Raw genomic sequence first — 24798 nt, 5'->3', positions numbered from 1 at the left:
AACAAGCGCTTTTCTGGGAAAGATCGAAGCCACTGGAAAACGGCAGTTTTCGCGCGATGTTGCGGAACTTATCGCGAACTGGACATGATTCGCGCGCGATGCGGCGCCGGGACGCCCCCGAACCAAACTCGGCAATCACAGACGTGACCCGCCTGCCGACTTGTGTGCAACCATCCCCATGACCGACCAAGACCGGCACTATTTCCCTACAAGTGGAAAACCTCTCCTGCGCCGCCCGGCCGGTAACCCGCTGTTAACAGATCGACGCCTAAAATTTTAGGCGTTGGAGAAAAACGTGAAGGGGTGGTTTCCATGTCGGTGTTATCGGATGCGTTCGCACAGCTGCTCGATCTGGATGCGCACCCGGCGCTTGCCCGGCATGCCCTGCGCCGCACGGACGATTTTCTGAACCTCGCGCAGGGGATCTACAGCGAAACGCTGCTTCTGACCGCCGAGGGGCCGCGTCCGGTCGGGCGCGTGGCCGAGGGCGATCTGGTGATGACCTTCGATCATGGCCTGCGCCCTGTGCGCTGGGTCGAACGGTTCGACTTCACCCGGCTGAGCGGCGATCTGCCCGAGGCGATCTGGCCCCTGCGGGTGCCCGCCGGGCTGTTTGGCAATGCCCAGGAACGGTTTCTGGCCCCCGAACAATGTCTGCTGCTGGAAAGCGACTTTGCCGAGGTCGAACTGGGCGATCCCTTCATTCTGGTGCCCGCCCGGGTGCTGGGCCTGCTGCCGCAGGTCGAGCGGGTCGCGCCAGCGTCCGCCCGCACGATCCACCGGCTGCGTTTCGCGCAGCCCGAACTGGTGATGGCCGCCAATGGCGCCGTGCTGCTGTGCGAGACCGGCTCGATCTTCGATCACTGGCAAGGCTTCGCAGAAGAGGACCACGGGCCGCTTCTGTCCTATACCAGCCTGCCGTTCGATATGGCGCGCGACCTGCTGAGCCGTGAAATCCAGCACGACGGCGGCATTGCCGCGCATCTGGAAAAGCACCTCATGCGGATGAACCAGCACCTGCGCGTGGCAGGGTAAGGCCCCACCACAACGCGTGATCCGGCCTGGCGCTTACGCGTTGAACAGGAAGTGCAGGACATCGCCGTCCTTGACCTCGTAGGTCTTGCCTTCGACGCGGAACTTGCCCGCCTCTTTTGCGCCTGCCTCGCCCTTGTAGGCGACGTAATCGTCATAGGCGATGGTTTCGGCGCGGATGAAACCGCGCTCGAAATCGCCGTGGATGACGCCTGCGGCGGCCGGCGCCAGCGTGCCCTTGCGGATCGTCCAGGCGCGGGCTTCTTTCGGGCCGACGGTGAAATAGGTCTGCAGACCCAGCAGGGTGTGACCGGCGCGGATCAGACGGTCCAGACCCGCCTCTTCCAGCCCCATCTCGCCCAGGAACATCTCGGCCTCTTCGTCGTCAAGCTGGCTGATCTCTTCCTCGATCTTGGCCGAAATCACCACCGAGGCCGCGCCCTGCGCCGCGGCCATTTCGGCCACACGCGCCGACTGGCTGTTGCCGGTGGCCGCGCTTTCCTCTTCGACGTTGCACACGAACAGCACGGGTTTCGCGGTCAGCAGCTGCAGCATGTTCCACTGCTTGCGTTCGTCCTCGGCCACCTGAACGGTGCGCGCGGGCTTGCCAGATTCCAGCGCGGCCAGCGCCGCTTTCAGCAGTTTTTCCTGCTCGGCCGCTTCCTTGTCGCCGCCCTTGAGCTTGCGCGCCAGGTTCGCCAGACGTTTCTCGATGCTTTCCATGTCGGCGATCATCAGCTCGGTCTCGATGGTTTCGGCATCGGCGACCGGATCGACGCGGCCCTCGACATGGGTCACATCGCCGTCCTCAAAGCAGCGCAGCACATGGGCGATCGCGTCCACCTCGCGGATATTGGCCAGGAACTGGTTGCCCAGCCCTTCGCCCTTCGAGGCGCCTTTCACCAGACCGGCGATGTCGACAAAGGTCATCCGCGTCGGGATGATCTGCTTGGAGCCGGCAATCTCGGCCAGCTTGTCCAGACGCGGATCGGGCACCGCGACCTCACCCACGTTGGGTTCGATCGTGCAGAAGGGGAAGTTGGCGGCCTGCGCGGCGGCGGTCTTGGTCAGCGCGTTGAACAGCGTGGACTTGCCCACGTTCGGCAGCCCCACAATCCCCATCTTGAAACCCATGATCTTCCCCTTTGCATCCCGAACGCGGCGCTTTGGCCGCCTCTTACGCGTGCAGGCGCCACATGGCAAGGCAAGCGCCCGGTCCGCCCCCCTTTGCGCCTTGATTTTCCGGCGCCCATACCGCAAACCGCTGGGGATATTTCCGAAGGAACGCCCCATGACCCGCATCGACGCCAAATTCGCCGCGCTGACCGCCCAAGGCCGCAAGGCCTTCGTCGCCTATATCATGGCGGGCGACCCGGATCTGGAAACCTCGGCCGCAGTGATGCAGGGCCTGCCGGGTGCGGGCGTCGACATCATCGAACTGGGCATGCCCTTCACCGACCCGATGGCCGATGGCCCGACGATCCAGCTGGCCGGCCAACGCGCGCTCGATGGCGGGCAGACGCTGGAAAAGACGCTGCAGATGGTGCGCGATTTCCGCAAGACCGACGACACCACGCCGATCGTGATGATGGGCTATTACAACCCGATCTATAACCGCGGCGTCGACCGGTTTCTGGCGGATGCAAGCGCGGCGGGCATCGACGGGTTGATCGTCGTCGATCTGCCCCCCGAAGAAGACGCCGAGCTGTGCATCCCCGCGCAGGCCGCCGGGATCAATTTCATCCGTCTGGCAACGCCCACCACCGATGACAAGCGCCTGCCGAAGGTGCTGCAGAACACCTCGGGCTTTGTCTATTATGTCTCGGTCACCGGGATCACGGGGGCTGCGGCCGCACAGGCGACCGAAGTCGGCCCCGAGGTCGCGCGGATCAAGGCGCAAACCGACCTGCCGGTGATCGTGGGCTTCGGCATCACCACGCCCGAGGCGGCACGCACCATCGCGGGCGTGGCCGATGGCTGTGTCGTCGGCTCGGCCATCGTCAAGCTGATCGGCGAGGGCAAGCCCGTGCCCGAGGTGCTGGAGCATGTCGCGGCGCTGGCCGCCGGTGCGCATTCGGCCTGAACGCCACAGCACCGCAACTCCGCGCACAGGCCCGCCGGAAACGCGGGCCTTTTGCATATCCCCCGTGACAGCGCCGCCGCGTGCCCGTCCCCCCTTGCCGCCCCGGGCATCGCCCGCTAGGCTTCCCCTATCCAAGCAAAGAGACGAAAATGCTGATCGGCATCCTGCAAACCGGCCAATCCCCCGACATTCTTCGGGCGGAGGCGGGCGACTACCCCGACATGTTCGAAACCCTTCTGGCCGGGCGCGGCCTGACCTTCCGGCGCTACCACGTCGAAGAGATGGAGTTTCCCGAAGACGTGCATGAGTGCGAGGGCTGGCTGATTACCGGCTCGCGTCACGGCGCCTACGAGGACCACGCGTTCATCCCGCGGCTCGAGGCGTTCATCCGCACCGCGATGGCCGAGAAGGTGCCGCTGGTCGGCATTTGTTTCGGTCACCAGATCATCGCGCAGGCGATGGGCGGCAAGGTCGAGAAATTCCCCGGCGGCTGGGCCGTCGGCGCACAGGATTACGATTTCGGCGGCGAGAAGATCACCCTGAACGCCTGGCATCAGGATCAGGTGGTCACCCGCCCCGAGGGCGCCGATGTCGCCGCCTGCAACGAGTTTTGCGAGAATGCGGCGCTGGTCTATGGCGACCGTGCCTTCACCGTGCAGGCCCACCCCGAATTCCGCGATGCCTTCGTCGAGGGGCTGATGGATACGCGCGGCAAGGGCGTCGTGCCTGACCCGCTGATGCAGGCCGCCCGCGCGCGTCTGGGTCAGCCCAACCAGTCGCAGGCTATCGCCGACCGGATCGCGGCCTTCTTCCTGCAGCCCAGGGGCTGAGCATGTATGTCCCGCCCGCCTTTGCCGAACAGGACCGTGCCCGGCTGCAAGACCTGATCGCGGCATTCCCGCTGGGTCTTCTGATTACCGCCGGGCCGGGCGGGATCATGGCCAATGCGCTGCCGTTCCTGCTGGTGCAGGACGGCGACCAGGCCCTGCTGCGGGCCCATCTGGCGCGGGCCAATCCGCAGCTGGCCGAACTGGGCGCGGCGCCGCAGGTGCTGGTGGTGTTCCAGCCGGGTGATGCCTATGTCAGCCCGGATCTCTATCCCAGCAAGGCCGAACATGGCCGCGTCGTGCCGACCTGGAACTATGCGATGGTGCAGGTGCGCGGCCCCGCGCGGCTGGATGACAGCCTCGACTTCCTGCGCCCGCAGATCGAGGCGCTGACGACCCAGCAAGAAGCCGCGCGCGACCGCCCCTGGGCGGTATCCGACGCGCCCGACCGCTTCATCGCGGCCCAGATGCGCGGCATCGTCGGCCTTGAGATCGAGGTGCAGCAGATCGAAGGCAAACTGAAGCTTTCGCAAAACCGCAACGAGACCGACCGCGCCGGGGTGCGCAACGGCATGATCGCCGAAGGGGAGCCGCTGGCCCGGCTGATGCCTGATCCACAGGCCTGACATTTTCACCTGCCCAACACAACACTTTGGAAAGTTTGAACAATGTCTTCGCAAATGACCAACTGGACCAGCAAGATCCCGCAAGCCGCGCAAAACTATATCGAGGGCCGCCGCCTGGACGAGGTGGAATGCATCGTGGCCGATATCGCGGGCGTCGCCCGTGGCAAGGCGATGCCCGCCTCGAAGTTCCAGTTCCAGGACCGCTTCTTCCTGCCGAACTCGATCTTCCTTCAGACCATCACCGGCGAATGGACCGACAACCCGATGGGCGCCTTCACCGAGCCCGACATGATCCTGACACCCGATTTCAGCACCGCCACCGCCGCGCCCTGGACCGCCGACATCACGCTTCAGGTGATCCATGACGTGAACGACCAGCAGGGCAATCCGGTGCCGACCGCGCCGCGCAACGTGCTCAAACGGATCATGAGCCTGTATGAGGCCGAAGGCTGGCAGCCGATCGTCGCGCCCGAGATGGAATTCTTCCTCGTCGCCCGCAACCTCGACCCGAACCAGCCGATCATCCCGCCGATGGGCCGTTCGGGGCGGCGCGCGGCGGGCAAGCAGGCCTATTCGATGTCGGCGGTCGATGAATACGGCAAGGTGATCGACGACATCTATGACTTCGCCGAGGCGCAGGGGCTGGAAATCGACGGCATTCTGCAGGAAGGCGGCGCCGGTCAGGTCGAAATCAACCTCGCTCATGGCGACCCGGTCGATCTGGCCGATCAGATCTTCTACTTCAAGCGGCTGATCCGCGAGGCCGCGCTGCGTCACGACTGCTTTGCCACCTTCATGGCCAAACCGATCGAGGGCGAGCCGGGCTCGGCCATGCATATCCACCAGTCGGTGGTCGACATGAAGACCGGCCAGAACATCTTCTCGGACCCGGACGGCGGCGAGAGCGAGGCCTTCCTGCATTTCACCGCCGGGATGCAGAACTATCTGCCCGCGGTGATCGCGCTGCTGGCGCCCTATGTGAACAGCTATCGCCGCTATGTCCCGGATTTCGCGGCACCGATCAACCTGGAATGGGGCCGCGACAACCGCACCACCGGGCTGCGCGTGCCGATCTCGGGGCCTGCGGCGCGGCGGCTGGAAAACCGTCTGGCGGGGATGGACTGCAACCCCTATCTGGGGCTCGCCGCTTCGATGGCCTGCGGCTATCTGGGGCTGAAGGAAAAGCGGATGCCGCGCCCCGAATGCATCGGCGACGCCTATATGAGCGACACGGACCTACCCTATAACCTGGGCGACGCGCTGGATCTGTTTGCCGAATGCGCCCCCGTGCGCGACGTGCTGGGCCCCGAGTTCTGCACCGTCTACGAGGCCGTGAAGCGCAACGAATACAAGGAATTCCTGCAGGTCATCAGCCCGTGGGAGCGTGAACATCTGCTGCTGAACGTGTGACGGCCATGAACCTTCTGTTTGCCAATGACCGGTTGGGGGAATACCCCGCCAGCCTGTATGTCGACACCAGCGACCCGGCCCCCGACCGCCCTGCCCTGCGCGGGGCGGATCAGGCCGATGTCTGCATCATCGGCGCGGGGTATACCGGGCTGTCGGCGGCGCTGCATCTGGCACAGGCCGGGCGGCGGGTGATCGTGCTGGAAGCGCATCGCGCGGGCTTCGGCGCCTCGGGGCGCAATGGCGGGCAGATCGGTTCGGGTCAGCGGCTCGAGGTGACCGATCTGGAACAGATGGCGGGCAAGCCCGCCGCCCGCCGCCTGTGGGACATGGCCGAAGAGGCCAAGGCCCTGACCTACGATCTGGCGGCGCAGGCGGGCGTGCCCACCTTTCGCGGCATCGCACATGCCGCACGCAAACCCGCCGAGGTCGCCCATGCGCACCAGATGGCCGAACATCTAGCGCAGCACTATGGCTACGATCAGATCGAGCCGCTGGATGCGGCGGGGTTGCGCGCGCTGATCCCCTCGGACGCCTATATCGGTGGCGATATCGACCACGGCGCCGGTCACGTCCACCCGCTCAATCTGGCGTTGGGAATCGCGCGTCTGGCCGAGGCCGCAGGCGCGGTGATTTTCGAACGCAGCCCGGTCACCCGGATCGTGCATGGCACCACCGGGACGAAAAGCCGCATCGAGACCGCCGAGGGCCATATCATGGCCGATCACGTCATCCTGGCGGCCAACGGCTATCTGGACCGGCTGGAGCCGAAGATCGCCGCGCGGGTGATGCCGATCAACAATTACATCGTCGCAACCGAACCATTGGGCGCCCGCGCCGCCGAGGTTCTGACCCGCAACATCGCCGCGCACGATACCAAGTTCGTCGTCAACTACTGGCGCCTGCACGAAGACCGTCTGGTCTTTGGCGGCGGCGAAACCGTCACCTACCGCTTTCCGCGCGACATCGCGGCCAAGGTGCGCAAACCGATGCTCGCGGTCTATCCCGCGCTGAAGGATGTGAAAATCACCCACGCCTGGGGTGGCACGCTGGCGATCACGCTCAACCGGATGCCCTGCTTCGCGCGCCCGGCCCCCAATTGCCTGTCGGCCAGCGGGTTTTCGGGCCATGGCGTGGCGCTGGCCTGCCTTGCGGGCAAGTTGATGGCGCAGGCGGTTACCGCCACCGGCGACGGGTTCGACGCGATGGCCGCGCTGCCGATGCCCGCATTCCCGGGTGGCGGGCTGTTGCGCTGGCCGATGCTGGTGGCCGGAATGTCGTGGTTTTCCCTGCGCGACCGCATCGGCATCTGAACGCCGATACAAAACTTTCATTTGGCCTTTACAGCCGAAAAGACGTAGAGCTTGCGCGATGACAAAGCAGGATCGCCCCATGCCCCGTGATGGCCAGACCGCCCCGAATTGCTACGACGCCGAACCGATCCCCGAGGCGGCCCGCGCAGAAATCGACCGTCTGCTAAGCTCGGGGGATCTGTTCCGCTACACTTCGGAAAACGCGCCGGTCTCGCAGCTGGAAGCGGAATTCGCCGACTTCATCGGGGCGCGTTATGCGGTGGCGGTGGCGTCCTGTTCGGCGGCGCTGTTTTTGTCGCTCAAGGCGCTGGATCTGCCGCGCGGCGCGCGCGTACTGGTGCCCGCCTTCACCTTCGCCGCCGTGCCCTCGGCAATCGTGCATGCCGATTGCGAGCCGGTTCTGGTCGAGGTGGCCGATAACTTCCGCATCGACATGACCGATTTCGAAGCGAAATTCGATGACACCATCGCCGCGGTGATGATCAGCCACATGCGCGGTCACACCTCGGACATGGATGCGATCATGGCGCTGGCCGATGCGCGCGGCGTGTCGGTGATCGAGGATGCGGCCCATAGCCTGGGCACGCTATGGAACGGCCGCCAGATCGGCACGATCGGCAAGATCGGCTGCTTCAGCTTCCAAAGCTACAAGCTGATCAACGCGGGCGAGGGCGGCATCCTGATCACCGACGACCCGGAACTGGCGGCGCGCGCGGTGATCATGTCGGGTGCTTATGAACACAACTGGAAAAAGCACCCCGGCCTGCAGAACAGCTTCCATCACTGGCAAAACAAGCTGCCGCTCTACAACACCCGGATGCAGAACCTGTCGGCCGCCGTGATCCGCCCGCAGATCGCCGAGGTGCCGCGCCGGGTGGCCGACGGCCGCGCGAACCACGACTATGTGGCCGAAATCCTCAATACCTCGCCCTGGCTCGACGTGCCGCCGCCGCTTGCGCCCGAAACCCGGGCCCCCGACAGCCTGCAGTTCAATCTGGTGGGCGAATGGAGCGACGCAGAAGCGCTGCGCCTGCAGGACGAAGCCAAGGCCCGCGGCGTCGGCGTGCAGGTCTTTGGCCTGTCGAAAGACAATGCACGCGCCTATTGGAACTGGCAGTTCCTCGGCGATATCCCGGAATTGCCGAAGACCCGCGCGATGCTGATGCGCGCCTGCGACACCCGCCTGCCCGCCCGGCTGAAGAAACCCGATCTGGATTTCATCGCCCACGCGATCGTCGAGGCGGCAACGGCGGTCAAAGGCTGACACCGCGCGCGGGCTGCTGGGCCCGGGGCCTCCGGCGGGGATATTTGAACCAGAAAGAAAGCAGCAGCGGCTTACCTTCTTTCTGGCCGGAAATATCCCGGGGTGAATGCGGCGCAGCCGCAGAGGGGGCGGCCCCCCTGCCCGGTCCCACGCCGCGCGCGCCTTACATGACTCGGGGGTAGTCGATTTTCGGGCAGCGGTTCATCACCACGCGCACCCCTTGCGCCCGGGCCTTCGCCGCGGCGCCCTCGTGCATCACGCCCAGTTGCATCCAGACCGTGCGCAGCGCGGGCAGATGCGCCAGCGCCCGTTCGACGATTTCCGGCACCGCCTCGGAGCGGCGAAAGATGTCGACCATATCGACCTTCAGATCGGCGGGAATCGCCGCCAGATCGGGATAGACCGTCTCGCCCAGCAGGCTCTGCCCCGCCAGCCCCGGGTTGACCGGAATGATGCGATAGCCCTTGGCCTGCATGTATTCGGCCACATGATAGGACGGGCGGTCGTGATTGGCGGAAATGCCCACGACGGCAATCACCTTGGTATCGCTGAGAATTTCACGGATTTCGGGATCAGTCATCATCGCCTCCTGTTTCGCGCCAGCTTGCAGAAAAATGCGCCCGAGCCAAGAGGCCGGGCGCACAGTGGCGGAACGAGGGACAGTGAACTGAAGCGCGGCGGTTCCAGAGCCGTGCTTCCTGAGTCAGACATAGGAACGTAAAAGCCCGGTTAAAGGGGGCCGGTTCGAAATCCACAGCCTCTCGCGCGTTTGTGACCTCAGCGATTTGTGGCCGCGTACAGGGCCACCGCCGCCGCGTTCGAAACGTTGAGCGAGCCGAACGCCCCACCGAAGGGAATTTTCACCAGCGCGTCGCAGGTCTCGCGCGTCTTTTCGCGCAGGCCCGGGCCCTCGGCCCCCAGCACCAGCCCGACAGGCCGCGTGCCCGCCTGCGCCAGACCTTCGGCCAGGGTCATCTCGGCCTCGCCCGCCAGACCCAGCAGGACATAGCCCATATCGCGCAGCTTCTGCATCGCATCGGCCAGGTTGACCACCCGAAGATAGGGTTGACGTTCCAGCGCACCGCTGGCGGTTTTCGCCAATGCGCCGGTCTCGGGTGCGGAATGGCGCGCGGGCGCCACGACGGCACGCGCGCCGAACACCTCGGCCGAGCGCAGGATCGCGCCGACGTTATGCGGATCCGTCACCCGGTCGAGCAGCACCACCAGCGGCGCGCCTGCGCCGCTCAGGCACACCTCGTCCAGCGTGCCCCAGTGCAGCGGCTTGACCTCCAGCGCGGCGCCCTGATGGACCGAATCCGGGGCCAGCGTGACATGGGCGTCGAATTTGCGCGGATCGACGATCTCGGGGGACAGACCGCCTGCGGCAATCGCCTCGGCCAGCTTGTCGGCCGCGTTTTTCGTCAGCACCAGTCGCAGTTTTTCGCGCGCCGGGTTCATCAGCGCGTCGCGCACCGCATGCAGCCCGAACAGCCACACGGTTTCCGCCGCCGCCGCGCGGCGCGCGCGTTCCTTGTCAATCACCCAGGTCGGTTTCTTCATCGCAGATCCCCTCGCTTGCCCCCCTTCCTGCGCTGCCCGGGCCCGTTTGGCAAGAGCGGCGCAAAAACCGGATTTTTCCGGCTTGACGCCCCCCGCCCCCTTCGGTATCTCCCCCGCAGCGTCGGGTGACGTGCTGCAAGGTGCGGCAGCGGACTGTAACTCCGCCGGGGCGACCCACGCCTGGTTCGATTCCAGGGTCACCCACCATTCCCCTCTCAGGATTGGTGTTTTCTGCAAGCCGCAAGGCTTGCACCGTTGCGTTGCAACGCAGCAAAGCCGCCCTTTTGCCTGCCGGATTAGCCGCTATACTGGCGCCAAATCGGAAGGGCGTGTGCGTATGGCGGGCAAGAAGAAGCAACAGGTGTTCAATGTCTTCTGCGTCGCCCAGAGCGGACGGCTGGAATACGAGGCCATCCTGTTTACCCGCTCGTTTCGCGCGATGAATCCCGAATTCAAGGGCCGCCTGATTGTGGCCGAACCCAGCGGCGCCCGCTGGACCGCGCCGACCCGGATTTCCGACCCGGTGCGTGCCCTGCTGGAAGATGCCGGCGCCGAAATCGTGCCCTTCGAGAACAGGCACTTCGGCCAGTCCTACCCCTACGGCAACAAGATCGAGGCGATGACCGCCCTGCCCGCCGAGCCCTTCGTGTTTTTCGACACGGACACGGTGTTCACCGGGCCGCTGTCGGATGTGAAATTCGATTTCAAACGGCCTTCGGCTTCGATGCGGCGCGAGGGCACCTGGCCGGAGCCGCCGCTTTATGGGCCGGGTTACACGGCGATCTGGAAGTCGCTTTACGATCGGTTCGGGCTCGATTTCGACAGCTCGCTCGATAAATCGCAGTTCGACGAATACTGGCAGCGCTATCTGTATTTCAATGCAGGCTGGTTTTACGGCGCCGATGCGCAGGCCTTCGGCAAGCGGTTCATGCATTACGCCCATTCGATCCGCTGGGACACGCCCGATGAACTGGCCAGCCAGTCGCTTGATCCCTGGCTCGATCAGGTGGCGCTGCCGCTGGTCATCCACAGCTTCGGCGGCGGTCGTCCGGGGCCCGGGCTGGATGGGCTCGATGGGGCGGTCAGTTGCCATTACCGCGCGCTGCCGCTGCTGTATGCGCGCGAATCGGATGCCGCAGTGGCGATGGTCGAACAGGTCGCCGCCCCCAATGTGGTGAAGAAGGTGCTGAAGGGATACGATCCCGCCAAGCGGCTGATCTATCAGGGCAAGGGTGCGAAGCTGCGCGCGATGTTCGATCGCAACGACCTGCCCAAACGTGAACATGTGCTGCGCAACGCGATCAAGCGCGCGGGGCTGTGGCTGCGCTGAACATGCGGCCGGCGCGCCCGTGGTTGCCGGCGGGGCCTGAGTATTTTTTCCAAGAAGAAGCCGAAAGCCCGGTTTGCATATTAGCGAAGGCGAATGTGTTTGAAGGGCGCCGGGGCGGCAGATAGGGTGCGCGCGATTGCTTTGCGGGAGATGCACATGTCCGACTATTCCTTTGAAACGCTGCAAATTCACGCGGGCGCCGAGCCCGATCCCGCGACCGGCGCGCGGCAGGTGCCGATCTATCAGACGACGGCCTATGTCTTCAAAGACGCCGATCACGCAGCGCGGCTGTTCAACCTGCAAGAGGTCGGCTACATCTATTCACGCCTGACCAACCCGACGGTGGCGGCGCTGGCCAACCGGGTCGCGGCGCTGGAAGGTGGCGCGGGGGCGGTGTGCTGCTCGTCCGGCCATGCGGCGCAGATCATGGCGCTGTTCCCGCTGATGGGGCCGGGGCTGAACATCGTCGCCTCGACCCGGCTTTACGGTGGCACGATCACGCAATTCGGTCAGACCATCAAACGCTTTGGCTGGGGCTGCACTTTCGTCGATTTCGACGATCTGGCGGCGGTCGAAGCGGCGATCGACGGCAACACCCGCGCGATCTTCTGCGAGTCGATCTCGAACCCGGGCGGCTATGTCACCGATCTGGACGCGATTGCGAAAGTCGCCGACAAGGCGGGCGTGCCGCTGATCGTCGACAACACGCTGGCCTCGCCCTATCTGTGCCGCCCGATCGAACATGGCGCGACGCTGGTGGTGCATTCGGCAACGAAATACCTGACCGGCAACGGCACCGTCACCGGCGGCGTGGTGGTGGACAGCGGCAAGTTCGACTGGTCGGCCAGCGACAAGTTCCCGAGCCTGAGCGCCCCGGAACCCGCCTATCACGGGCTGAAATTCCACGAAGCCCTGGGCCCGATGGCCTTCACCTTCCATTCGATCGCCGTGGGGCTGCGCGATCTGGGCATGACGATGAACCCGCAGGGCGCGCATTACACGCTGATGGGGATCGAGACGCTGAGCCTGCGGATGGACAAGCATGTCGCCAATGCCAAGGCGGTGGCACAATGGCTGGAGGCCGATCCGCGGATCGAATTCGTGACCTATGCCGGGCTGGAAAGCTCGCCCTGGCACGACCGCGCAGCCAAGATCTGCCCGAAGGGCGCGGGCGCGCTGTTCACCGTGGCCGTGAAGGGCGGCTATGAGGCCTGCGTGAAGCTGGTGAACAACCTGAAACTGTTCAGCCATGTCGCGAACCTTGGCGATGCGCGCTCGCTCATCATCCATTCGGCCTCGACCACGCACCGCCAGCTGACCGAAGCGCAGCAGATCGCCGCAGGCGCCGCGCCCAATGTGGTGCGCCTGTCGATCGGGATCGAGGATGCCGCCGACCTGATCGCGGATCTGGACCAGGCGCTGCGTGCCGCCACGGCCTGAGCCGGACACACCGCCCTGACAACCGCTGCACAAGGGGCCTTCGGGCCCCTTTCTGCACGGCGATGCCAGCCAGGCCTTGCGAAAACCTGCCGCTGCGGCCAACACATTCCGGTGGGCGCCTTTTCATGCGCGGAAATCTGCTTTACCAAGGTTGACGATCAGACGCGCCGGTTTGCGGCAGGCCGCGCCCCAATCCTAGAGCCCCGGAATGAAACCAAGCTTCGCCCTCAATCTTTCGCATGACGGCATCGGTTTGTTGCACCGCGCGGGCAACACCTGGTTCGAGCTTGGTTCCGTCGCGCTGGACGCCCCCGATCTGACCGAGGCGCTGGCCGCGCTGCACCGCACGGCGCAGGATCTGGCGCCACAGGGGGTCAGCAGCAAGCTGATCATCCCGGCCTCGCAGATCCTTTATACCGAGATCACCGCCCCCGGGCCGCGCGCCGCGCAACGACGGCGCCAGATCACCGCCGCGCTGGAGGGGATGACGCCCTATAGTGTGGCCGATCTGGTATTTGACTGGTCCGGCCATGGCGAGGTGGTGCACGTCGCCGTGGTCGCGCGCGAGACGCTGGCCGAGGCAGAGGCTTTTGCCGAGACCCACGGCTTCGGCCCGGTCTCTTTCGTGGCGATGCCCGCCCCCGGGCAATTCGCAGGCGAGCCCTATTTCGGCATGACCAGCGTGGCGAGCGCGCATCTGCCCGAAGGCGCGCGGCTCGATCGCGATCAGGACCCGGTGCGGATATCTTCTGCGGCGATGCCCCTGGCAGCCGCGGCCCCCGATCTGCCCCCCGCACCGCCCACCGAGACCCCTGTTCCCGCCCCCGTGGAACTGCCCCCTGAGGCCCCCGGCGAGGCGCCCCCCGAGCAGCCCGAACCGGCCCCCGAACCCGCACCGCAAGAAGTTCCGCCCGCAGAGCCGGAACCGGCCGAACCCGATCTGCCGGAGCCCGGGCCCGACCTGCCCGAGCCGGACCTGCCCGCACCCGGGCAGCCGGAGCGACCGCACGACTTGCCCGAACCCGAAGCCCCCGATGAACTGCCGCCCGCCGACGCGCCCGTGGAGTTGCCCGATGAGGCGCCCTTCGAGGAGCAGCCCTTCGACGACAGCCCCGCGGATCTGCCACCGCCGGAGGCGCCTTTCACGCCGATCCCCGAAGCGGGAGACGCGTTTGCAGCGGCGGCACCCGCGACACAGGGCGACGGGATCGCCCTTGAAACGCTTGGCGGCGAGTTGAGCGACCCCGAGGCGCTACTGGATCTGGATCTGGCGCTGAACGCGCCTCTGGACCCCGCTTTCGATGCCGCCCCGGTGCAGGATGTTCCGCCCCAGGAGGCGGAAGCCCCCGACGCCGAGGCCACCGCAAAGGAAGAAAACGACTGGGCCTGGCTTGAGCCCGCGGCACAGACGCCCGCGACCAACGCCGATGCGGATGCAGGCCAGCCGGCTTCGCCATCGCCAGACCCGGTGACCCCGGACACCGGGATCGCCGCCTTCCAGTCGCGGCGCAATCGCGACTTGCTGGCCGTGCCCGATACCACGGAAACTCCGGCAACGGCCCCGCGGCTGGGCGGCGTTGGCCGCATCACACCTGTTGCCGCGCCCGAGCGGAAATCTCGCCTTGCGGCGTCCGGGGCGACAGGGATCACCGCGCCGGGTCTGGCGCTGCCCGACCCGCCCCCCGAGGCCGGGATCGAACAGAAAGCCAGGAAAATCGGCCGTGCAGCGCGGGCAGGTCTGGACCGCGCGGCCCGTGGCACGGCAGCGCTGAGCGGCAGTGCCAGCAAGGCGCTTGCGCGGGGGCTGGCGGCGCGCAAGACACGCGCAAACGCGCCGAAAGATCCCGCACACAAAAGTTTGGGCGCGCGTCTCGGGCTGGGCGCCGATAGTGCAGCGACCGGCACGCCGCAAGCAACTGTGCCCGCCAGTGCGATGGACACCGACAAGACAGTGTTCGGCGCGCGGCGCATGCCGAAAGTCGGGGGCAAGCCGCGCTATCTGGGCGCCAAGCTGACGGGCGGTCTGGTGCTGTTCATCGTGATCGTGGCGCTGTGGTCGAGCTTCCTTGGCGATCAGAATACAGCGGAAAACGATGTGCAGAGCGCTGGCCTGACCGGCACGGCCGATCCGCAGCAGGTGGCCACGCCGCCGGAAAGCGTTGATCTGGCCGAGACCGCGCCCGAAGCGACGGCGGAACCGGCGCCAGCCCTTGTGGCAACCGCGGCCAATGAACCGGCGACGGAAACCGCCCTGCCGGCTGTCGATTCGACGCTGGCCGCAGCCTCTGCCGCCAATGCACCGCAGACGACCGACACCACGCAACCGGCCACCGAAGACGCCGCGCCGCAGGCAACCGACAGTGCGGCCGAGACGGCAATGGCACTGGCCGCGCTGTCGAGCGCCGATCCGCAGCTGTCCGCAACAGCCCAGACCGGCCTGCCGCCCGCCGAAAGCCTGACCGACACGCAGCCCACCGCCCCCAGTGCACCGCCGCCGTTCGATCAACTGGCGCGGATCAGCCCCGAGGGCGAGATCCAGCCGACGCCGCAGGGCGTGCTGATGCCCGGCGATTTCATGCTGTTCGCAGGGCGCCCCGAACGGGTGCCCGCCGCGCGCCCTGAAGGTGTGATTGCAGCGGCGGCCGCGGCCGCTCCGGCCAGCTCGCCAGCCCCTGCAAGTGCCCCTGCCACCGGAGCGGAGCCAGCGGCGGAGCCTGCGCCCTATGCCGACCCGGCGTTGAAGGGGTTTAAACCCAAGACCCGCCCGGCCGCCATCGCCGCAGCCGCAGCCGCAGCCGCTGCCCTGGAAAACCAGCCAGCGCCAGCCATCGAAGATGCCACCACACCTGCGGCAATTGATGACGGCGCCGCCCTGGCGCCCCAGTTGAGCCCGGCCGAACTGGCCCGGCTGGCCGCGAAGAAACCGCGCACCCGCCCCGAGGCGATCATTCGCGCCGCCGCCGCGCGGGCCGAGGCAGACAGCGCTGCGGCAGCCGCAGCGCAGGCCGCAGCCGCCGATCCGTTTGCGGGGGCCACGGCCGCCGCCGTGGCGGTCTCGCGCCGGCCGTCCAGCAAACCCAGCAGCTTCAAGGCCTCGGTCGAGCGTGCCCTGGCCGCCGCCATCGCGGCAGAGCCGGTGCCAACCCCGGTGGCCGCCGCCGCCGCGCCAGTGCCCAAAGCCGCCGCCAAGGCCCCCGCTGCCGCCCCGGAAGAAATCGACGAACCCGAGCCCACCCATGCCGCACCGAAACTGCCGACATCGGCCTCGGTCGCCAAACAGGCCACGCAGAAGAATGTCATTCAGTTGGGCGAGATGAACCTGATCGGGCTTTATGGCGCCTCGAAAAGCCGCCGCGCCCTGATCCGCATGCCGAATGGCAAATTCATCAAGGTCTCGGTCGGGGACCGTCTGGATGGCGGCAAGGTCACAGCGATCGGCGAAAGCCAGCTGACCTATCAGAAAGGCTCTCGCAGCTATACGCTCAAGCTGCTGAAAGGCAGCTGAGCCACGCCCCCGACCGCCCCGATCAACAAAGGTAACATCGCTGCAACGTTGGGTTTTTTGCCTTGCGTGCGGGGGCTCATGCTCTAGGCTGGAGCCGATCATCCCTTTCCCCTCGCCCACGGTCGCGCCCCTCCCCGGGACGACCGAACCGGAGTCCGCCGCCGATGGAAGGCTTTTTGCTGCAAGCCACACTGTATCTGATCGCCATGGTCATGGCCGTTCCGCTGGCAACGCGCGCGGGGTTGGGTTCGGTTCTGGGCTATCTGATCGCGGGCATCCTGATCGGGCCGGTGACCGGGCTGTCGGGCGCGGAAATGACCGACCTGCAGCATTTCGCGGAATTCGGCGTGGTGATGATGCTGTTCCTGATCGGGCTGGAGCTGGAGCCGCGCGCGCTCTGGGCGATGCGCGACAAGCTGATCGGGCTGGGCGGGTTGCAGGTGGTGCTGACGATGGCGGCGGTGACGCTGGTATCCCTGTCGCTGAAGATGAACTTGCAGACCGCGCTTGCACTCGGGATGGTGTTTTCGCTGTCCTCGACCGCGATCGTGCTGCAGACGCTGAACGAGAAACGGCTGATGCAGACGGCAGGCGGGCGTTCGGCGTTTTCGGTGCTGCTGACGCAGGATATCGCGGTGATCCCGATGCTCGCGCTGATGCCGCTTCTGGCGCTGCCGGGCGCACGGGCGCTGGCCAAGGCCGAAACGACGCCCGATCATGCGGTGGCGCATTTCATCAACACCCTGCCGGGCTGGGGGGTTACGCTGCTGACGCTTGCGGCCGTGGCCTTCACCGTGATTGCCGGTCACTATCTGGTGCGCCCGCTGTTCCGCTTCGTCCACGCCGCGCGGCTGCGCGAGATCAACACCGCGATGGCGCTGATGATCGTGGTGGGGATCGCCTCGCTGATGAACCTGGTGGGGCTGTCGCCCGCGCTTGGCACCTTCCTTGCGGGCGTCGTTCTGGCCGACAGCGAATTCAAGCACGAGCTGGAAAGCGATATCGAGCCCTTCAAGGGCCTGCTGATGGGGTTGTTCTTCATCACCGTGGGCATTGGCATCAACTTCGCGGTGTTCTTCGAAGCGCCGTTTCAGGTGATGGGTCTGGTCCTGCTGCTGGTCGGGTTGAAGGCGGGCATCCTGTTCGGACTGGCCCGGCTGTTCCGCATTCGCGGCAAGGATCGCTGGCTGTTCACACTGGGCCTGGCGCAGGCTGGCGAATTCGGCTTCGTGCTGGTGTCCTTCGCGGTCAGCCAGCGGATTTTCCCCGCCGCCCTGGCCGAAAAGGTGCTGCTGGTCATCGCGCTGTCGATGCTGATTACGCCGCTGATGTTCATTCTGCAGGATCTGCTGGCGAAACTGGCGCGCGGCGACGAGGACGCCCCCGATGCCGACGCGATTGAGGAACAGGAACCGATCATCATCGCCGGCGTGGGCCGTTTCGGACAGGTGGTGAACCGGCTGGTCACGATGTCAGGGTTCAAGACCACGGTTCTGGATGCCGACCTCAAGACGATCCAGCTGATGCGCACCTTCGGTTTCAAGGGCTATTTCGGGGACCCGACGCGCCCCGACCTGCTGGCCGCGGCCGGGATTGCCAAGGCGCAGGTTCTGGTGGTCTGTCTGGACGACAAGGCCTCGATCACGCGACTGGTGGCCTATGCGCGCCGGCTGCGCCCCGATCTGCACATCATCGCCCGCGCCCGCGACCGGATTCATGTGTTTGAACTGTATCGCGCGGGCGCCGATGACATCGTGCGCGAGATGTTCGATTCCTCGCTGCGGGCGGGGCGCTATGTGCTGGAAAACGTGGGGCTGAACGAATTCGAGGCGGCCGAACTGGAAAAGCTGTTCTTCAAACTCGACCGCGCTGCGGTACGCGATCTGGCACGGGTCTGGAAACCGGGTGTGCCGGTCGAACAGAACCCCGAATATATCGAGCGCATCCGCAACCTGAACGCCGAACTGGAAACCGCGATGATGGCACGGTTCGCCGCGCGCGCCGAGAAGCCGGAAAAACCCTCGGGCAAAGAGAGCGCGCCGATCGCGGACAGCTGACCCCCGGGACAAATGCAAAACGCGGACCCGAAGGCCCGCGTTTCGGCAAACTGTTCTGCGTGCCTGTCAGGCCGCGCGGCCGACCAGAACGTCGTCAACGCGCTTGGCCGCCCCGGCCTCGTCGGTGCCCGACACGGCGGCGACTTCGCGGGTCAGACGCTCCAGCGCCGCTTCGTAAAGCTGACGCTCGGAATAGGACTGCTCGCGCTGATCGTCGCTGCGGTGCAGGTCGCGCACCACCTCGGCAATCGACAGCAGGTCGCCCGAATTGATCTTCTGTTCGTATTCCTGGGCCCGGCGCGACCACATCGCGCGCTTGACCTTGGCCTTGCCGCGCAGCGTATCGAGCGCCTTGCTGACGATATCGGGCGAGCTGAGCCCGCGCATGCCGAAATCGGTGGCCTTGTTGGTGGGCACACGCAGGGTCATCTTGTCCTTTTCGAACGAGATCACGAACAGTTCCAGCCGCAGCCCGGCGATTTCCTGTTCTTCGATCGAGATGATCTTGCCGACGCCATGAGCGGGATACACAACGAAATCATCCGGGCGAAACTCGGTCTTTTTGGTCTTGGTCATTCAGTTGCTTCCTTGCAGCCGCACTTGCTTGCCCATAGTTCAGAGAGCATAAAACACCCCCGGCCGCCTTCGCGCCGTTAAGGTGTTGACGATCACTGAAGCGCCCTCCGCAACCGAGCAGTGCTGCGCGAGGTTTAGGGTCGAGATCCTTTGTCACAGGAATGTAGCATAAAATCCGGGCATTTTAAAGCGCGACGCACTGCCACAAGCCCGTGAACGCGGGAAAACAAGGCCTTACGTCAAAATCGGGGGGCTGCGAGAGCAGGTTTTACCACCGCCCGAAACGACAAATCGCCCGAAGCCGGGCGATTCGCGCAAAATCATGTGGCAGTTTGAGAATCAGTCGCCCGTGCCGGGATTTGGGCTGAAGTATTTCTCGAGCTTGCCGGTCTCGCCGTCGTATTTCTCGTGGTCGGGCAGCGGGTCTTTCTTCTGCGTGATAACCGGCCAGATCTCGGCATATTTGCGGTTCATCTCGACCCAGGATTCCATGCCCGGTTCGGTATCGGGGCGGATCGCATCGGCGGGGCATTCGGGTTCGCACACGCCGCAGTCGATGCATTCGTCGGGGTGGATCACCAGCGTATTCTCGCCCTCGTAGAAACAGTCGACCGGGCAGACTTCGACGCAGTCGGTGTATTTGCAGGCGATGCAGTTATCGGTGACGACATAGGTCATGGACGAACCCCGGACGTTTGGATTTTCGCGATACCTAGCGGGCGGCGGCCCATCAATCAAGAGAAGAGCGTGCACAAAGGCCCGACTGCGGCGATCTGGCCTGCCCGCGTTACGGCTGTTCTGCCGCAGCGCCGGTTGCGCGAACGCCTGTTTCTTCCAGCAGGTGATACAGCAACGCGGCTTCGACCGCCGGACCGCGGCGCGTGCCGCAGGCCAGCACCCGCAGCACCCGGACCTGGCCACCGAAGGCCAGCGTCAGCACATCCCCCGGGCCCACCGCGCGCCCGGGTTTGAGCACCTTCTGCCCGTTCACCCGCAGCTTGCCGCCCTGCACCAGATCGACCGCCAGCCCGCGCGTCTTGCAAAAGCGCGCGTGCCAGAGCCATTTGTCGATGCGGAGCCGCTCCGCCTCGGTCACATCAGGACTTGCTCTTGAAGCCCATCAGCGCCGCGGCGAAGGGGTTGTCCGGGTCGATCGGCTTGTCCTTCTTGGGCGGGCGGGCCTCGAACTGGCGCTGGCCATCGGGTTTGCCGCCCGGCTTGCCGCCCTTGCCCTTCGGCTTGCCGCCGAACTTGGTGTCCTTGCGGTCGCCACGCGGCTTGCCTTCACCGCCCTCGCGACGCTTGCCGCCTTCGGCACCGTCACGACGCGGGCCACGTTCGGCACGCTCTGCGCCACGATCCCCGCGCGGCGCGCGCGGACGCGGCGCCCAGGTGAAGGTGTAGAACACTTCCATCTCGGGGGCGGCCGCCTCAGCCTCGGCTTCGGCCGCCGCAATCGGCGAGGCCTCTTCCGGGATCGGGTTCTCGGCGCCCTCGACCGGGGCTTGCGGCACCGGCGCCACGCGGGCTTTCTCGCGCTCGCCCTTCTCGGCCTTGTAGCCCAGACCTTCCATCAGATCGGCGAATTGCTCCAGCGTCATGCCGGTGATCGACAGCATGTCGGGGTTCGCCTCGAACCCGCCGCGGCTGTCCTGACCGCGCAGGATGTCGGCCAGACGTTCCAGCATGTCGATGCGAATCGCACGCGCGCCCGCCTGACGATAGCCCGAGCGGGTATAGGCCGAAGCCTCGATCTCGGCCACGTTCGGGATCGTCACCAGGCCGGGCGGCGGGCTTTCGGGGAACTCCTGCAACCCGTCCCACAGCGAGGCCAGCACCAGCCGCAGCCGGGTCGGCGCGGGCTTCAGCAGCGCCTGCTGGAAGATCGTGTATTGACCGAAGCGCACGCCATGCTTGCGCAGCGCGCCGCGGGCCTCCTGATCCAGTTCCTTGACCTCGGCGGCCACGCCTTCGCGCGGAACGATGCCCATCGCCTCGACCAGACGGAAGGCAAAGCCGCGCGCCAGCCCGGTCAGCGCCTCGTCCCGGCTCATCGCCAGAAGCGGTTCGAACAGGGTCGCGATCTTGCGGTCGATGAAATGCTGCAGGCGGCGCTTGACCTTCTCGGCCACGTCAGCGCCCGCCTCTTCGTCGACAAATGCCTCGACCGTCGGGCGCAGCGCCTCGGGGCCCTTGACCAGCTTGCCGACGGCCACCGTGCCCCACATCAGACCGCCCTGCTCGGTGAAGTCCATCTCGGTATCGGGCGCGTTATAGAACCGGTCCGCCCGCAGGCTGAACTCGGGGCGCAGCGCCTCGTAGGCGGCGCGTGCCAGCATCTTCGCCTCATCGGGCGAGCTGGTCGCATCCTGCTTGAAACGGAACCCGTCCAGACGGCCGGCGAATTCGCCTTCGACCATCACTTCGCCCTTGTCGTTCACCTCGGCCACGAGGGTCTCCTTCTGCTTGAGCCGCCGCAGCAGAACACTGGTGCGCCGGTCCACAAATCGTTGGGTCAGCGCGCCATGCAACGCATCTGACAGGCGGTCTTCTACAGCGCGCGTCTCGGCACGCCAATGACTTTCGTCGTCAACCCAGCCTTTGCGTTGGGCAACATAGGTCCATGTGCGGATAAACGCCAATCGCTTGGACAGCGCGTCGATATCGCCCTGCACCTTGTCGATGCGCGCGATCTGCCCCGCCAGCCAGTCCGACGGCACCCCCTTGCCCGATTGCAGAAAGCCGAAAATCCGCGCCAGCAGGGTCGCATGTTCGGTCTGCGAAATCGAGCGGAAATCGGGAATCCGGCAGACATCCCACAACAGCCGTACGTCCGAGGGGTGCGTGACACGGTCGGTCACCTCGGGGAATTCCGACAGGGTTTTCAGCGCGATCAGGTCGTCCGCATCGCGCCCGCGGGTCAGCCATTCGTCGCGCGGGCTTTCTTCCAGGCTTTGGATCAGCCGCGCCGTGGTGCCGAATTCCAGACGCGGATTGCGCCATTGCAGCCGCTGGATCGGCGCGAAGCGGTGGTTTTCCACCGCGTCGATCACCTCGGGCGGCAGCGGGCTGGCCTCGCCGGTCACGCCGAAGGTGCCGTCCATCGTATGCCGCCCCGCCCGCCCGGCGATCTGGCCCAGCTCGTGCGGGAACAGCGGCCGCATCCGGCGCCCGTCGAATTTGGAGGTCGCGGAAAACGCGACATGCTCGATATCGAGGTTCAGCCCCATGCCGATCGCATCGGTGGCGACCAGATAATCGACATCGCCATTTTGATACATCTCGACCTGCGCATTGCGCGTGCGCGGGCTCAGCGCGCCCATCACGACCGCCGATCCGCCCTTCTGACGGCGCAGCAGTTCAGCAATGGCATAGACATTATCAACCGAAAACCCGACGATTGCGCTGCGTGCGGGCATCCGGCTTGTCTTTTTCGAACCTGCCCACTTCAATTCCGAAAACCGCTCGCGCCGGGTGAACTGCACCTTCGGCACCAGCGCCGCAATCGCGCCCTTCATCGTTTCCGATCCCAGGAACAGCGTCTCGTGCAGGCCGCGCGCATGCAGCAGCCGGTCGGTGAAGACATGGCCGCGCTCGGGGTCGGCACATAGCTGGATTTCATCGAGCGCCACGAAATCGGCGCCGATTCCCTCGGGCATCGCCTCGGTCGTGCAGACCCAGTATTGCGTCCGTTCCGGGACAATGCGTTCCTCGCCCGTCACCAGCGCCACGCAGGACGGGCCGCGCGCCCGCACGATCCGGTCATAGACCTCGCGCGCCAGCAGACGCAGCGGCAGGCCGATCACCCCGGTGCGATGCGCCAGCATCCGCTCGATCGCGTAATGGGTCTTGCCGGTATTGGTCGGCCCCAGCATGGCCGTGATCTGCCCTGACATCATCCTACCCGCTTACCGCGCCGCCGTTACAGGGCCACGCCCGCAAGCGCCTTTTCCAGCCTGCCGATCGCGTCTTTCACATCCTGCTGATGCGGGTTCAAGGCGAAAGAGGCACGAAAGGCCGCCAAGGCCTTTTCCTCCTGGCCCATTTCCTCCAGAATCATCCCCAGACCCGCCAACGCGCCCCAGTGCCGCGGCTCCAGCGCCAGCGTATGCGCAATGTCATCAAGCGCAGGCCCGAAGGCGCCCGCCATGAACCAGGCACTGGCGCGCGCGTTCCAGCCTTCGGGAAAATCGGGGGCGTGATCGGTCAGCGCGGTCAGATGTTCGATCGCGGCGTCTGTATCGCCCTCATCCAGCGCCGTCTCGCCCCGCTGCAACAGCAGATCCATCGCCGCCGAGCCCGAGCGCGACCACGCGCGCTCGATATCCGCCTGCGCGCGCTCCCATCCGGCATAATCGGGATCGGCGAGTTCGTCGAAATACCGCTCCAGCCCCGCGGTTTCCGCATGCACCGACGAAACGCCCAAAATCAGGGCGGAAAGTGCCGCTACGATATATTTGTTTATGGTCATGGCCCCGCGCATAACTAAACTGTAACCAAAGTGCCGGAGAAAGCGAGAGCCCCGGCCATCACAATCGGAGGAATTCATGAGCGACATCATCGAGGCGGCCGTGGCCGCGCTTGCGGCCAAACTGCCCGACGGGTTTTCGTCGACCGCAAAATTCGTCATCAAGGACGAAGGCGCCATCGTGATCGACGCCGACGGCGTGCGCGCGGGCGATGACGAGGCCGACGTGACGCTGATCGCCGATGTCGACACGTTCAAGGGCATCCTGTCGGGCGATGTGAACCCGACCATGGCCTTCATGACCGGCAAGCTGAAGATCGACGGCTCGATGGGGCTGGCGATGCAACTGGGTTCGGCACTGTCGTGATGCAACCTGCGCCGCTGCATGCCGACATCGCGCGCGGCCCCGAAGGGGGGCGCGCGTTCTGGCTGACGGCGGCGGATGGTGTGCGGCTCCGGCTGGGCGTCTGGCCGGGCCCGGCGGGCGCGAAAGGCACGGTCTTTCTGCTGCCCGGGCGCACCGAATATATTGAAAAATACGGCCCCGCCGCCGCCGATCTGGCGCAGCGGGGCTATGCCATGCTGGCGGCGGACTGGCGCGGGCAAGGGCTGGCCGACCGCCTGCTGGACGATCCCGTCAAGGGGCATGTTGTCAACTTCACCGACTATCAGCTTGATATGGCTGCTGTTTGTCAGGCGGCAGAGGCGCTGGAGCTGCCCCGCCCATGGTTCATCCTGGGCCATTCGATGGGCGGCGCCATCGGCCTGCGGGCGCTGATGGGCGCACACCCGTTCGCGGCCTGCGCCTTTTCTGCACCGATGTGGGGCATCGGCCTGCCCGCCCTTGTGCATCCCTTCGGCGCGCATATCGCCCGCGCGTTGAACAACACCGCCTTCGCCCTGCGCTATGCCCCCGGCACCGGCCCGCAGACCTATGTGTTCCGCGATCCGTTTTTGGACAACAAGCTGACCACGGATCCCGGCATGTGGGCCTTCATGGTCGATCAACTGGCACAGGCCCCCGCGCTGATGCTGTCGGGCCCCTCGCTGCGTTGGGTGACCGAAGGCATTCTGGAATGCGCGGCGCTGGCCGCCCTGCCGGCCCCCGATCTGCCCTGCTATACCGCGCTCGGCGGGTTGGAGCGGATCGTCGACATCCCCGCGGTGGAGCGTCAGATCGCACGCTGGCCCAAGGCCCGGCTCGACCGGATCGCGAGCGCCCAACACGAGGTGATGATGGAAACCGCGGCCACCCGCGCGCATTTCTACGACGCCTGCGCGGCCCTGTTCGACGCCAACCTCGGCTAAAC

The 24798-nt window shown here is 65.8% G+C and carries 21 protein-coding genes and 1 tRNA gene; 14 read left to right on the top strand and 8 right to left on the bottom strand.

Annotated elements, in window-relative coordinates:
• Positions 1–312 precede the first annotated feature (312 nt).
• Positions 313–1035, top strand: a complete 723-nt coding sequence (locus P2G62_RS11940) for a Hint domain-containing protein (protein ID WP_275735129.1) — start codon at positions 313–315, stop codon at positions 1033–1035.
• 33 nt (positions 1036–1068) lie between these two features.
• Here the strand turns inward: P2G62_RS11940 and ychF are convergent, their stop codons facing one another.
• Entirely contained in the window at positions 1069–2166 is a 1098-nt protein-coding gene (gene ychF / locus P2G62_RS11935) for a redox-regulated ATPase YchF (protein ID WP_275735128.1), read from the bottom strand.
• Between the two features lie 157 nt (positions 2167–2323).
• On the opposite strand from ychF, the gene trpA reads away from it, so the two are divergent.
• The 6 genes from trpA (at position 2324) to P2G62_RS11905 (ending at position 8552) form a co-directional block, all read left to right on the top strand.
• Positions 2324–3115, top strand: a complete 792-nt coding sequence (gene trpA / locus P2G62_RS11930) for a tryptophan synthase subunit alpha (RefSeq protein WP_275735126.1) — start codon at positions 2324–2326, stop codon at positions 3113–3115.
• 149 nt (positions 3116–3264) lie between these two features.
• Positions 3265–3945, top strand: a complete 681-nt coding sequence (locus P2G62_RS11925; protein WP_275735125.1) for a type 1 glutamine amidotransferase — start codon at positions 3265–3267, stop codon at positions 3943–3945.
• A gap of 2 nt (positions 3946–3947) precedes the next feature.
• Positions 3948–4568, top strand: coding sequence for an FMN-binding negative transcriptional regulator (locus P2G62_RS11920; protein ID WP_275735124.1), 621 nt, complete (start codon positions 3948–3950; stop codon positions 4566–4568).
• Between the two features lie 54 nt (positions 4569–4622).
• Complete coding sequence (locus P2G62_RS11915) at positions 4623–5978, top strand: glutamine synthetase family protein (protein ID WP_275735123.1); 1356 nt, start codon at positions 4623–4625, stop codon at positions 5976–5978.
• 5 nt (positions 5979–5983) lie between these two features.
• On the top strand, positions 5984–7288 hold the full coding sequence (locus tag P2G62_RS11910; RefSeq protein WP_275735122.1) for an FAD-binding oxidoreductase: 1305 nt from the start codon (positions 5984–5986) through the stop codon (positions 7286–7288).
• Between the two features lie 79 nt (positions 7289–7367).
• Positions 7368–8552 (top strand): aminotransferase class I/II-fold pyridoxal phosphate-dependent enzyme, encoded by a 1185-nt coding sequence (locus P2G62_RS11905; RefSeq protein ID WP_275735121.1) that lies wholly within the window; start codon positions 7368–7370, stop codon positions 8550–8552.
• Positions 8553–8715: 163 nt separating this feature from the next.
• Here P2G62_RS11905 and P2G62_RS11900 read toward each other — a convergent pair whose 3' ends face one another.
• Both P2G62_RS11900 and rlmB read right to left on the bottom strand, forming a co-directional pair.
• Positions 8716–9132, bottom strand: a complete 417-nt coding sequence (locus P2G62_RS11900) for a CoA-binding protein (protein WP_275735120.1) — start codon at positions 9130–9132, stop codon at positions 8716–8718.
• A gap of 197 nt (positions 9133–9329) precedes the next feature.
• Positions 9330–10112: a 23S rRNA (guanosine(2251)-2'-O)-methyltransferase RlmB gene (gene rlmB / locus P2G62_RS11895; RefSeq protein ID WP_275735119.1), complete on the bottom strand. Its 783-nt coding sequence runs from the start codon at positions 10110–10112 to the stop codon at positions 9330–9332.
• 123 nt (positions 10113–10235) lie between these two features.
• Between rlmB and P2G62_RS11890 the strand changes: the two genes are divergently transcribed.
• The 5 genes from P2G62_RS11890 (at position 10236) to P2G62_RS11870 (ending at position 18444) form a co-directional block, all read left to right on the top strand.
• Positions 10236–10319, top strand: a tRNA-Tyr gene (locus P2G62_RS11890).
• A gap of 130 nt (positions 10320–10449) precedes the next feature.
• A complete protein-coding gene (locus P2G62_RS11885; protein ID WP_275735118.1) occupies positions 10450–11442 on the top strand; it encodes a hypothetical protein in 993 nt (330 codons plus the stop codon).
• 156 nt (positions 11443–11598) lie between these two features.
• Entirely contained in the window at positions 11599–12882 is a 1284-nt protein-coding gene (locus P2G62_RS11880) for an O-acetylhomoserine aminocarboxypropyltransferase/cysteine synthase family protein (protein WP_275735117.1), read from the top strand.
• A gap of 208 nt (positions 12883–13090) precedes the next feature.
• Positions 13091–16387 carry a hypothetical protein gene (locus P2G62_RS11875; protein WP_275735116.1) on the top strand — a complete coding sequence of 1099 codons (3297 nt, stop codon included), beginning with the start codon at positions 13091–13093 and terminating at the stop codon, positions 16385–16387.
• A 164-nt stretch (positions 16388–16551) separates the two neighbouring features.
• Positions 16552–18444, top strand: coding sequence for a monovalent cation:proton antiporter-2 (CPA2) family protein (locus tag P2G62_RS11870; protein WP_275735115.1), 1893 nt, complete (start codon positions 16552–16554; stop codon positions 18442–18444).
• Between the two features lie 66 nt (positions 18445–18510).
• Here P2G62_RS11870 and P2G62_RS11865 read toward each other — a convergent pair whose 3' ends face one another.
• The 5 genes from P2G62_RS11865 to P2G62_RS11845 all read right to left on the bottom strand — a co-directional run bounded on the left by P2G62_RS11865 (position 18511) and on the right by P2G62_RS11845 (position 23491).
• Positions 18511–19020, bottom strand: a complete 510-nt coding sequence (locus tag P2G62_RS11865) for a CarD family transcriptional regulator (RefSeq protein WP_275735114.1) — start codon at positions 19018–19020, stop codon at positions 18511–18513.
• A 339-nt stretch (positions 19021–19359) separates the two neighbouring features.
• Positions 19360–19698, bottom strand: coding sequence for a ferredoxin FdxA (fdxA, locus tag P2G62_RS11860; protein ID WP_275735113.1), 339 nt, complete (start codon positions 19696–19698; stop codon positions 19360–19362).
• Between the two features lie 109 nt (positions 19699–19807).
• Positions 19808–20116 carry an RNA-binding S4 domain-containing protein gene (locus tag P2G62_RS11855; RefSeq protein WP_275735112.1) on the bottom strand — a complete coding sequence of 103 codons (309 nt, stop codon included), beginning with the start codon at positions 20114–20116 and terminating at the stop codon, positions 19808–19810.
• A gap of 1 nt (position 20117) precedes the next feature.
• Positions 20118–22916: a helicase-related protein gene (locus P2G62_RS11850; RefSeq protein ID WP_275735111.1), complete on the bottom strand. Its 2799-nt coding sequence runs from the start codon at positions 22914–22916 to the stop codon at positions 20118–20120.
• A gap of 26 nt (positions 22917–22942) precedes the next feature.
• Entirely contained in the window at positions 22943–23491 is a 549-nt protein-coding gene (locus P2G62_RS11845; RefSeq protein ID WP_275735110.1) for a tetratricopeptide repeat protein, read from the bottom strand.
• Between the two features lie 76 nt (positions 23492–23567).
• On the opposite strand from P2G62_RS11845, the gene P2G62_RS11840 reads away from it, so the two are divergent.
• Together P2G62_RS11840 and P2G62_RS11835 are read left to right on the top strand one after the other, a co-directional pair.
• On the top strand, positions 23568–23855 hold the full coding sequence (locus P2G62_RS11840; RefSeq protein WP_275735109.1) for an SCP2 sterol-binding domain-containing protein: 288 nt from the start codon (positions 23568–23570) through the stop codon (positions 23853–23855).
• Positions 23855–24796: an alpha/beta hydrolase gene (locus P2G62_RS11835; RefSeq protein ID WP_275735108.1), complete on the top strand. Its 942-nt coding sequence runs from the start codon at positions 23855–23857 to the stop codon at positions 24794–24796. The genes P2G62_RS11840 and P2G62_RS11835 overlap by 1 nt, the downstream gene beginning before the upstream one ends.
• The last annotated feature ends 2 nt before the right edge of the window (positions 24797–24798 follow it).

This window comes from Paenirhodobacter sp. CAU 1674 (genome assembly GCF_029222945.1).
In the GTDB taxonomy this organism is placed as follows: Bacteria; Pseudomonadota; Alphaproteobacteria; order Rhodobacterales; family Rhodobacteraceae; genus Rhodobacter.
Note: the sequence above shows the minus strand (reverse complement) of the source record. Positions and strands in the feature narration are given on the sequence as shown.

What these genes read in the sequence shown, in the direction of transcription:
- P2G62_RS11940 (WP_275735129.1), top strand. Translation starts at nt 313, where the DNA reads ATGTCGGTGTTATCGGATGCGTTCGCACAGCTGCTCGATCTGGATGCG.
- ychF (WP_275735128.1), bottom strand. Translation starts at nt 2,166, where the DNA reads ATGGGTTTCAAGATGGGGATTGTGGGGCTGCCGAACGTGGGCAAGTCC.
- trpA (WP_275735126.1), top strand. Translation starts at nt 2,324, where the DNA reads ATGACCCGCATCGACGCCAAATTCGCCGCGCTGACCGCCCAAGGCCGC.
- P2G62_RS11925 (WP_275735125.1), top strand. Translation starts at nt 3,265, where the DNA reads ATGCTGATCGGCATCCTGCAAACCGGCCAATCCCCCGACATTCTTCGG.
- P2G62_RS11920 (WP_275735124.1), top strand. Translation starts at nt 3,948, where the DNA reads ATGTATGTCCCGCCCGCCTTTGCCGAACAGGACCGTGCCCGGCTGCAA.
- P2G62_RS11915 (WP_275735123.1), top strand. Translation starts at nt 4,623, where the DNA reads ATGACCAACTGGACCAGCAAGATCCCGCAAGCCGCGCAAAACTATATC.
- P2G62_RS11910 (WP_275735122.1), top strand. Translation starts at nt 5,984, where the DNA reads ATGAACCTTCTGTTTGCCAATGACCGGTTGGGGGAATACCCCGCCAGC.
- P2G62_RS11905 (WP_275735121.1), top strand. Translation starts at nt 7,368, where the DNA reads ATGCCCCGTGATGGCCAGACCGCCCCGAATTGCTACGACGCCGAACCG.
- P2G62_RS11900 (WP_275735120.1), bottom strand. Translation starts at nt 9,132, where the DNA reads ATGACTGATCCCGAAATCCGTGAAATTCTCAGCGATACCAAGGTGATT.
- rlmB (WP_275735119.1), bottom strand. Translation starts at nt 10,112, where the DNA reads ATGAAGAAACCGACCTGGGTGATTGACAAGGAACGCGCGCGCCGCGCG.
- P2G62_RS11885 (WP_275735118.1), top strand. Translation starts at nt 10,450, where the DNA reads ATGGCGGGCAAGAAGAAGCAACAGGTGTTCAATGTCTTCTGCGTCGCC.
- P2G62_RS11880 (WP_275735117.1), top strand. Translation starts at nt 11,599, where the DNA reads ATGTCCGACTATTCCTTTGAAACGCTGCAAATTCACGCGGGCGCCGAG.
- P2G62_RS11875 (WP_275735116.1), top strand. Translation starts at nt 13,091, where the DNA reads ATGAAACCAAGCTTCGCCCTCAATCTTTCGCATGACGGCATCGGTTTG.
- P2G62_RS11870 (WP_275735115.1), top strand. Translation starts at nt 16,552, where the DNA reads ATGGAAGGCTTTTTGCTGCAAGCCACACTGTATCTGATCGCCATGGTC.
- P2G62_RS11865 (WP_275735114.1), bottom strand. Translation starts at nt 19,020, where the DNA reads ATGACCAAGACCAAAAAGACCGAGTTTCGCCCGGATGATTTCGTTGTG.
- fdxA (WP_275735113.1), bottom strand. Translation starts at nt 19,698, where the DNA reads ATGACCTATGTCGTCACCGATAACTGCATCGCCTGCAAATACACCGAC.
- P2G62_RS11850 (WP_275735111.1), bottom strand. Translation starts at nt 22,916, where the DNA reads ATGTCAGGGCAGATCACGGCCATGCTGGGGCCGACCAATACCGGCAAG.
- P2G62_RS11845 (WP_275735110.1), bottom strand. Translation starts at nt 23,491, where the DNA reads ATGACCATAAACAAATATATCGTAGCGGCACTTTCCGCCCTGATTTTG.
- P2G62_RS11840 (WP_275735109.1), top strand. Translation starts at nt 23,568, where the DNA reads ATGAGCGACATCATCGAGGCGGCCGTGGCCGCGCTTGCGGCCAAACTG.
- P2G62_RS11835 (WP_275735108.1), top strand. Translation starts at nt 23,855, where the DNA reads ATGCAACCTGCGCCGCTGCATGCCGACATCGCGCGCGGCCCCGAAGGG.